The organism is Dietzia sp. DQ12-76 (genome assembly GCF_014145045.1).
Taxonomy (GTDB): domain Bacteria; phylum Actinomycetota; class Actinomycetes; order Mycobacteriales; family Mycobacteriaceae; genus Dietzia.
Window position 1 is genome coordinate 1 of sequence record NZ_JAALDV010000213.1, and the last position, 9343, is coordinate 9343.

A 9343-nucleotide genomic window follows, 5' to 3' on the forward strand; every position below is an offset into this window, starting at 1 on the left:
CGCCGATCACCACGACCCGGCGGCCTTCGAGGTCCAGGCCGACAGGGTACGGGTTCACGGGCCGGATCATGCCGCCGATCCTATCCGCCACCGGTGGCCGGGACCGCCCCGCCCCCGGGGCCCCGAACAGGCCATCCCCCGGCCGCGGTGACGCGGCGACCGGGGGATGGCGGGGTCGTTCGTGGCGGGTCCGGCCCGCGCTCAGACCTTCTGGTCGAGCTTGAGTGTGCGGGTCGACCGCTCGAACTGCTCGGCGAACAGACCCGGTTCGGCGGCCAGGTCGCGCCCGAGGGACGGGATCATCTCCTCGAGCGCGGGCTTCCAGTCGGCGAACCGGCTCGGGAAACAGCGGCGGAGCACATCGACCATCGCGTCGACCGCGGTCGAGGCACCGGGGGAAGCACCCAGCAGACCGGCGATCGACCCGTCGGCCGCGTTGACCACCGCGGTCCCGAACTCGAGCGTGCCACCGCGACCGTTGGGCTTGATCACCTGGACGCGTTGCCCGGCGACGACCTTCTCCCACTCCCCGTCCTGCGCGGACGGCACGAAATCGCGGAGTGCGTCGACACGCGCGCCGTGGTTCTTGGCCAGCTCGGTGATGAGGTACTTGACCAGGCCCATCTCGGTGAGGCCGATGTTGGCCATGGGCAACAGGTTCCCCGGCCGGACGCTCGAGGGCAGGTCCAGGAAACTGCCCATCTTGAGGAACTTCGGGGTCCATCCGGCGAACGGGCCGAAGAGCAGCCCCTTCTTGCCGTCGATGACACGGGTGTCGAGGTGCGGCACCGACATCGGTGGCGCACCGACCGACGCCTGGCTGTAGACCTTGGCCTGGTGCTGGTCGATGAGGTCGGGATTGGTGCAGCGGAGCCACTGGCCTCCGACGGGGAACCCGCCGATGCCCTTGATCTCCGGGATACCCGACTTCTGCAGGAGGTGCAGGGCCCCGCCGCCCGCTCCCACGAAGACGAACTTCGCGTCCACCGTGCGCTCGTCCCCGGTGTGGCGGTTGGCAACGGTCAGCCGCCAGGTCCCGTCGGTGTTGCGCTCGAGGTCCTTGACCTGGTTCTGGTAGTGGACCTCGGTGCCGGTCCTGGTCAGGTACTTCACGAACTGACGGGTGAGAGCACCGAAGTTCACATCGGTGCCGTTGTCGAAGTAGCTGAGGGCGAAGGGCTGCTCCGGGGAGCGGCCCCGGGCCATGAGGGGAACACGACGCTCGAGCTCCCCGAAGTCGGTGGTGTGGCCCATCCCGGGGAACAGGGGGTGACCCGCGAGCCTGTCGTACCGCTTCTGCAGGTACGCCTGGCCGGCCTCGCCGGAGACGAAACTCATGTGCGGGACCGGGCGGATCCACTCCGTCGGGTCACCGAGGATCGTGTTCTCCACGGCATAGGACCAGAACTGCCGGGAGACCTGGAACTTCTCGTTGACGCTCACGGCCTTGGTGATGTCCACGTCGCCGTCGGCGGTCTTGGGCGAGTAGTTGAGTTCGCAGAGCGCGGAGTGGCCGGTCCCGGCGTTGTTCCACGCATCGGACGACTCCAGCGCGGGGCCCTCGAGGCGCTCGAAGATCTCGATCTGCCAGTCGGGCTGGAGGCGACGCAGGAGAGCACCGAGCGTCGCGCTCATGGTGCCCGCGCCGATGAGCGCCACATCAGTCGTTCCGTGCTTTGCCACCTGGTCTGAAGTCACCGGCTACCCTCGCTATTTGGTCGTGGACCCGAATCGGACACGTCACGGGCCCGTCCTGGGACCCCGCGTCCACCGGGTCCCAAGACTACTCACCGGACCTCCCCCTCGGCACACCGGACTAGGGTGGTCGTCGTGTCTCCGCCCTCCCCCGATGCCGTCGCCCCCACCGGATCCGATGCGCGGTGGATCCCGGACCTGCTGGGGCCGTCCTACCGTCGTCTCGAGCTGCCACTCGGGACCGATCCGGACGGTGAGGGACCCATCTCCGCCACCCTGGTCCGGCACGAGGACTCACCGGATCAGCCGGTCGCGGCGCTGCTGGTGGTCCACGGACTGTCCGACTACTTCTTCCACACCCATCTCGCCGAGTTCCTCGCCGATCGGGGGATCGCCACCTACGGGGTGGACCTGCGCAAGTGCGGCCGCTCCAGGCGGGACGGACTGACGCCGCACTTCATCACCGACCTGGAGAGATACGACGAGGAACTCGACCGGTCGCTCGACGTGATCACCGCCGACCACCCGGGTCTGCCTGTCCTCGTGGCCGCGCACTCGACCGGAGGGCTCGTGGTGCCGTTGTGGCTCGCCCGCCGCCGCGACAGGGGCGCACTGGATCCCGTCGTCGGGCTGGTCCTGAACTCTCCCTGGTTCCAGCTCGACCTGCCCGACCGCGCGCGCCGGCTGGTGGACCCGGTCATCCGTGCCCTCGGTTCCGCCAGGCCCTACTACCGGCTCCCGCTGAAGACCTCGGACCGGTACGTGGTGAGCACCCACATCGATCATGACGGGGACTTCCACTTCGACACCGAGCTCAAACCCCCGGGCGGGGTGGGGGTCCGGGCCGGCTGGCTCGCGGCCGTCCGCCGCGCGCAGAAGCGCCTGCAGGCCGGGGTCGACCTCCCTCTGCCCGTCCTCCTGCTGCGGTCCACGGCCTCCTCCGTGGGCACCCACCGCGGGGACGGGCCGCCCGACGTCGACACCGACCTGATCCTGGACGTGCGGTCGATGGAGCGGTTCGCCGACCGTGTCTCGGACCGGGTCACGGACATCCCCGTCGACGGCGCCCGACACGACGTGTTCCTCTCCCGCGCGGACGTGCTCGAGGTGGTCTTCGGACACCTCGGCGACTGGTTGGACCAGATCCTCGCACCCCACACCAAGGAGTCCTGACGACAATGACCCAGACCCCCTCCCGTCACTTCGACCTCGTCGTGATCGGTACCGGAAGCGGGAACTCGCTGATCGACGAGTCGTTCGCGGACAAGTCCGTGGCGATCTGCGAGAAGGGAACCTTCGGCGGGACGTGTCTCAACGTGGGCTGTATCCCCACGAAGATGTTCGTCTACGCCGCGGACACCGCCGTCTCGATCACCCACTCGAGCACGTACGGGATCGACTCCACCCTTGACGGTGTCCGGTGGCCCGACATCGTCTCGCGGGTGTTCGATCGTCGGATCGACCCCATCGCCTCGAGCGGTGAGGACTACCGACGGAACCGGTGCGACAACGTCACGGTGTATGACGGTCACGCGAGGTTCGTGGGTCCGCGCACCATCGACACGGGGACCGGGGAGATCATCACGGCCGACTCCGTCGTGATCGCCGCGGGGGCCCGGCCCCTGATCCCCCGGATCGTCACCGACGCCGGCGTCGCCTACTACACCAGCGACGATGTCATGAGGATCCCCGAGCTCCCCAGGTCGATGGTGATCCAGGGCTCCGGCTTCATCGCCTGTGAGTTCGCCCACGTGTTCTCGGCTCTCGGTGTCGAGGTGACCGTGATCGGCCGGTCGGACGTCCTGCTCAAGCACGTGGACCGGGAACTGGCGGAGCGGTTCACCGACCAGGCCCGACTGAGGTGGGACGTCCGGCTCGGGCAGCAGATCACCACGATGACCGCGACCGGCGCGGACCGGCGCGGCGTCGAGGTCACCTTCGAGGACGGGTCGACCTGTTCCGGCGACGCACTCCTGGTGGCGACCGGCCGGATCCCGAACGGCGATCTCCTGGGACTCGAGGCGGCCGGGGTGGAGATGGACATCGAGCGGGTCCGCGTCGACGAGTACGGCCGTACCACGGCCGACGGCGTGTGGGCCTTCGGGGACGTGAGCTCGCCGTACCAGCTCAAGCACGTGGCCAATCACGAGCAGCGGGTGGTCGGGCACAACCTGCGGCACCCGGACGACCTCCATCCCGTGAACCACCGACACGTGCCATGGGCGGTGTTCACCTGGCCCCAGATCGCCTCGGTGGGTCTGACGGAAGTCGAGGCCCGGGAGGCGGGATTCGACATCACGGTGAAGGTCCAGGACTACGGCGACGTGGCGTACGGCTGGGCCATGGAGGACTCGGTCGGATGCTGCAAGCTCATCGCCGACCGGGCGACCGGACTACTCCTGGGCGCCCACATCATGGGCGCCCACGCGCCGTCCCTCATCCAGATCCTCATCCAGGCCATGGAGTTCGAGATCACCGTTCCCGAACTCGCGCGTCGTCAGTACTGGATCCACCCCGCGATGGCCGAGGTGGTCGAGAACGCCCTGTTGGGTCTGGACTTCCCGGACCGGGGCTTCTGAGCCGACGTCGGGGCCACCGCGCCGACCACGCGGGGTCAGCTCCCGCTCGGTAGCGTCAACACCTCGACGCCGTCCTGAGTGACCAGCACGGTGTGTTCGAACTGGGCGGTCCACGCCTTGTCCGCCGTGGTGACGGTCCAGTCGTCGTCCCAGACGTCGAACCCCGGACCACCCAGGGAGATCATCGGCTCGACGGTCAGGGTCATACCGGGCTCGAGGACCTCGGTCCGCGACGGGTCGTCGTAGTGGAGCACCACCAGGCCGTTGTGGAACGTGGGCCCCACGCCGTGCCCGGTGAACTCCCGGACGACCGTGTAGTCGAACCGTCGTGCGTAGGACTCGATGACGCGCCCGATCACGTTGACCTCCCGGCCGGGCCGGATGGCCCTGATCCCCCGGTCCATGGCCTCCCGGGTCCGTTCGACCAGCAGCCTGTTCTCCTCCGAGACGTCGCCGGCCAGGAACGTGGCGTTGGTGTCACCGTGCACCCCGTCGATGTAGGCGGTGACGTCGATGTTGACGATGTCACCGTCCATGATCACCGTGGTGTCGGGGATGCCGTGGCAGATCACCTCGTTGAGGGAGACGCAGCTGGACTTGGGGAAGCCCTTGTACCCCAGGGTCGACGGGTAGGCGCCGTGATCGCACATGTACTCGTGGGCGATCCGGTCGATCTCGTCGGTCGTGACGCCGGGCGCCACAGCTCGCCCGGCCACGGCGAGGGCGTCGGCCGCTATGGTGCACGCGGTGCGCATCGACTCGATCACCTCGGGGGTCTGCACCCACGGCTCACCGTTGGCCTCGTCGACGCGGTCGCGCCAGACGTACTCCGGCCGTGGGATCGACTCGGGCACCGTCCGGATCGGGGTGGGGTCACCGGGGACGAGGGGATGGCGGGTGGGGGTCGTCATGGTCTCCAGGATAGGGCCGCTCGCGCGACCGGACCGGTCCGGGAGGTCACAGCAGGACGGTCGCGTAGTCGACGGCGTCGGTCATCCCGACCCGGCGGTAGGTCGCTCGGGCGGCGGTGTTGGATCCGTTGACCACGAGCGACGGAGTCAACCGGCGGGCCTGGAGGGCGGAACACACCGCGGCGATGCCACCGGTTCCGAGCCCTGCCCCCCTCCGCTCGGGTCGGACCCAGACCCCCTGGATCTGCGCCGACCACGACGAGACCGCGGCGACGTCGGCCTTGAAGAACACCTCACCGTCGTCGACCCCGATCCATGTCCTGCCCCTGGCCAGGGAACGCGCGACCCGACGCCGGAACGGGATCCCGGAACCCACCGCGAACGGATCGGAGCCCAGCTCCTCGCGGTACATCGCCGCAGCGGCGGCGAGGACCGATTCGAACTCGACCAGGGTCGCGGCCCGGACACCGCCGAGGACGAGGGCCCGGTCCACCGGGCGGCGCAGGGACATGAGGTGCTGCGAGTCCCGATACTCCCGGTGGGGACCCCAGCAGGCGCCGAGAGCGTCCCACAGTGCGGAGACCTGTTCCCTCCGCCCGTGGACGGACATCGGACCGACACCCAGGCCCGCCACGGCGACTCCGAGCGCGCGGTGATCGTGCGCGTCACCGCGCAGGGGCAGGACCGAGCTCCCCACGAACACCAACGACCTCTCGGGGCCACCCAGGGTGAGGAACCTGCCCTCCGGCCCGGGGACCGCACCGGAGGTGGCGAACTTCTCCGCAGCGGGACACGACACCAGCGGGTCGGACTCGAGGACCGCGAGGAGTGCCCGGGCCTCTCCGGGCCCCACCCCGCGGCATCCGTCGGTCGCTGCCGCAGGCGCGGCCGTGTCGGTCATGGCCTATCGCGTGACCTTGACCTGGGGGCCCTGGCCGACGGCGGCCTCCCCGACGGGTTCGCCCATCTCCTCCGCGATCCGCATGGCCTCCTCGATAAGCGTCTCGACGATCATCGCCTCCGGGACGGTCTTGATGACCTCGCCCTTGACGAAGATCTGGCCCTTCCCGTTACCCGAGGCCACACCCAGATCCGCCTCACGCGCCTCACCAGGTCCGTTGACCACGCACCCCATGACCGCGACCCGCAGCGGGACGGTCATGCCCTCGAGACCCGCGGTGACCTCGTCGGCGAGCTTGTAGACGTCCACCTGGGCACGCCCGCACGACGGGCACGAGACGATCTCGAGCTTGCGGGGACGCAGGTTCAGGGACTGCAGGATCTGCGAGCCGACCTTGATCTCCTCGACCGGCGGCGCGGAGAGGGAGACCCGGATGGTGTCGCCGATCCCCTCCGACAGCAGGGCCCCGAACGCGACCGCGGACTTGATGGTGCCCTGGAACGCGGGCCCGGCCTCGGTGACCCCGAGGTGGAGCGGGTAGTCGCTCTTCGACGCGAGCTGACGGTAGGCCTCCACCATGATCACGGGATCGTTGTGCTTGACCGAGATCTTGATGTCCCCGAACCCGTGCTCCTCGAAGAGGGACGCCTCCCACAGCGCGGATTCCACGAGCGCCTCCGGGGTGGCCTTGCCGTACTTGGCGAGCAGTCGTGGGTCGAGGGACCCCGCGTTCACCCCGATCCGGATGGGGATACCGGCCGCACCGGCCGCCTTCGCGACCTCCGCGACCCGCCCGTCGAACTCCTTGATGTTTCCCGGGTTGACCCGCACCGCCGCGCACCCCGCGTCGATCGCGGCGAAGATGTACTTGGGCTGGAAATGGATGTCCGCGATGACGGGGATCGGCGACTTGCGGGCGATCGTCGACAGGGCGTCGGCGTCCTCCTGGCGGGGACAGGCCACGCGCACGATGTCACAGCCCGACGCCGTGAGCTCGGCGATCTGTTGGAGCGTGGCGTTGACGTCGTGGGTCTTGGTGGTGGTCATGGACTGGACCGACACCGGATGATCGCTGCCCACACCGACCGGGCCCACGGCCAGTTGACGCGTCCTGCGGCGCGGTGCGAGGACCGGCGGCGGACCGTCTGGCATGCCCAGACCGACGGGGATGGAGGAGGAGTCGTTCACAACAGGGCCTTCCGTAGGGTTGCCAGCCGGGTGCTCGCTGATCGGCGTCCGCCATTATCCGCGTTCCGGGGCGCGGGGGCGAGGGCAGGAGTCCGCGCGCTCATCCCGTCAGCAGTATGGGGTTGACGAAGTCCGCCGTGATGACGATGGCGGACACGCCGATCAGCAGCACGAACACGCCGATCGTCAGCGGCGCGAGCTTCTCGTAGTCGGCCGGCCCGCCCGGCGCCAGACCGCGGAGTCGTCTCAGTGCGTCCCGGATCTTCTCGTAGAACACCACCGCGATGTGCCCACCGTCGAACGGGGTGAGCGGGACGAGGTTGAACGCCCCGAGGAACAGGTTCAGCCCGGCGAGGAAGAGCAGGAAGAGCCACCAGGCACCCTGTTCTGCCGCCTGGCCGCCGATGTGGCTCGCGCCGACGACCGAGACGGGCGAGTCCTCGGCCCGCTCGGCACCGAAGATCGACGCCGCCACCGCCGGGATCTTGGACGGGAACGAGATGAGCCCGTCGATCGTGGCCTCGATCATCTCCCCGGTGAAGACGAAGGTCGCCGGGATGGCTCCGAGCGCATCGTAGGTGTGGACCGACTGATAGGCGGGGTCGTCGAGGATCTCCCGCGGGATCCCGTCCTCGGACAGCCGGACTCCCAGTGCCCCCCTCGCCTGCCCGCCCTCGGAGGACGAGGTCAGGCTCGCCGTCGTCGTCAGTGTGTCCCCCGCCCTGTCCACCGTCACCGGCACGGTCTGGCCGGGACGCGCGGAGACCACCTCGGACAGGTCGGACCAACTGTTCACGGGCTGCCCGTCCACGGATGTGATCCGGTCGCCGGGCAGGATCCCCGCCTCACCCGCGGGGCCGACCCCGACCCCGCACCGATCCGCCGCCGCGCAGGTGTCGCCCACCACCGCAGCGACCCGGTCGGTCGGGATCGGCTGGACGTCCCTGTTGACCAGACCCCACCCCAGGGCCACCGTGTAGAAGAGCGCGATCGCCAGGACGATGTTCATGACGGGGCCGGCCAGCAGGACCGCCACACGCTTCCACCAGGCCTGACGCCACATGGCCTTCGGTTCGTCCTCCGGCGCGAGTTCGTCGTACGCGGTCATCCCGGCGATGTCGCAGAACCCGCCCAGCGGGACCGCCTTGAGGCCGTACTCGATCCCGCCACGGCGCACGGACCACAGCGTCGGCCCGAAACCGACGAAGAATCGACGGACCTTCATGCCCGACCACTGCGCCACCCTCATGTGCCCGTACTCGTGGAGCACGATCGACACCATGATCCCTAGTGCGAAGAGCACGATCCCGAGGACCATCACGGCTCAGCCCTCCCGACCCGCGACGAGGGCGGCGGCGTGCCGCCGCGCCCAGGATTCCGCCGCCGTCACGTCGTCCAGATCCCGGGGATCGGATGACCACTCGTCCGCCGCCCCGACCGTCTCCGCCACCACGTCGACGATCTCGGTGAAGCCGATCCGGCCGTCGAGGAAGGCCGGCGCGGCCTCCTCGTTGGCGGCGTTGAACACCGCCGTCCGCAGGCCCCCCGCCGATCCCGCCGCGCGGGCCACGGAGATCGCCGGGAACGTCTGCTCGTCCACGGGCTCGAACGTCCAGGTGTGTGAGGCGGAGAAATCCAGGGGGGTCGTGGCCCCGGGGATCCGGTCCGGCCACCCGAGGGACAGCGCGATGGGCAACTTCATCGAGGGAGGAGAGGCCTTGGCGATCGTGGCACCGTCGACGAAGGTCACGGCCGAATGCACCACCGACTGCGGGTGGACGGTCACCTCGATCTTGTCGTAGGGCACCCCGAACAGCAGATGCGCCTCGATGAGCTCGAGAGCCTTGTTGACCAGGGTGGCCGAGTTGAGCGTGATCATCCGCCCCATCGCCCAGGTGGGGTGCTGCAGCGCCTGCTCCGCGGTGACGTCCGCGAGCTGCGCGCGCGTCCTGCCCCGGAACGGGCCTCCGGACGCGGTGAGCACCAGTCCCGCGACCTCGTCCGCCGTGCCCGAGCGCAGGCACTGCGCCATGGCCGAGTGCTCCGAGTCCACGGGCACCAGCTGCCCC

At 69.4% G+C, this 9343-nt stretch carries 7 protein-coding genes and 1 pseudogene; 2 read left to right on the forward strand and 6 right to left on the reverse strand.

Translation table 11 applies throughout. The features are described from left to right. Nucleotides 1-201 precede the first annotated feature (201 nt). On the reverse strand, nucleotides 202-1698 hold the full coding sequence (gene mqo / locus G6019_RS08255; protein ID WP_107756621.1) for a malate dehydrogenase (quinone): 1497 nt from the start codon (nucleotides 1696-1698) through the stop codon (nucleotides 202-204). A gap of 132 nt (nucleotides 1699-1830) precedes the next feature. On the opposite strand from mqo, the gene G6019_RS08260 reads away from it, so the two are divergent. Both G6019_RS08260 and mtr read left to right on the forward strand, forming a co-directional pair. After that, nucleotides 1831-2868 (forward strand): alpha/beta hydrolase, encoded by a 1038-nt coding sequence (locus G6019_RS08260; RefSeq protein WP_309230189.1) that lies wholly within the window; start codon nucleotides 1831-1833, stop codon nucleotides 2866-2868. A 5-nt stretch (nucleotides 2869-2873) separates the two neighbouring features. Beyond that, nucleotides 2874-4274 carry a mycothione reductase gene (gene mtr, locus G6019_RS08265; RefSeq protein ID WP_107756623.1) on the forward strand — a complete coding sequence of 467 codons (1401 nt, stop codon included), beginning with the start codon at nucleotides 2874-2876 and terminating at the stop codon, nucleotides 4272-4274. A gap of 35 nt (nucleotides 4275-4309) precedes the next feature. On the opposite strand, the gene map is transcribed toward mtr, so the two are convergent. From map to G6019_RS08290, 5 genes and pseudogenes are all read right to left on the reverse strand, one after another. After that, entirely contained in the window at nucleotides 4310-5185 is an 876-nt protein-coding gene (gene map / locus G6019_RS08270) for a type I methionyl aminopeptidase (protein ID WP_182612889.1), read from the reverse strand. Between the two features lie 46 nt (nucleotides 5186-5231). Beyond that, complete coding sequence (locus tag G6019_RS08275) at nucleotides 5232-6086, reverse strand: GNAT family N-acetyltransferase (RefSeq protein ID WP_107756625.1); 855 nt, start codon at nucleotides 6084-6086, stop codon at nucleotides 5232-5234. Nucleotides 6087-6089: 3 nt separating this feature from the next. After that, entirely contained in the window at nucleotides 6090-7238 is a 1149-nt protein-coding gene (gene ispG, locus G6019_RS08280; protein WP_182612891.1) for a flavodoxin-dependent (E)-4-hydroxy-3-methylbut-2-enyl-diphosphate synthase, read from the reverse strand. A 136-nt stretch (nucleotides 7239-7374) separates the two neighbouring features. Next, nucleotides 7375-8592, reverse strand: coding sequence for a M50 family metallopeptidase (locus tag G6019_RS08285; protein WP_107756627.1), 1218 nt, complete (start codon nucleotides 8590-8592; stop codon nucleotides 7375-7377). Nucleotides 8593-8598: 6 nt separating this feature from the next. Further along, a pseudogene (locus G6019_RS08290) lies at nucleotides 8599-9343 on the reverse strand (1-deoxy-D-xylulose-5-phosphate reductoisomerase); the annotation flags it as partial.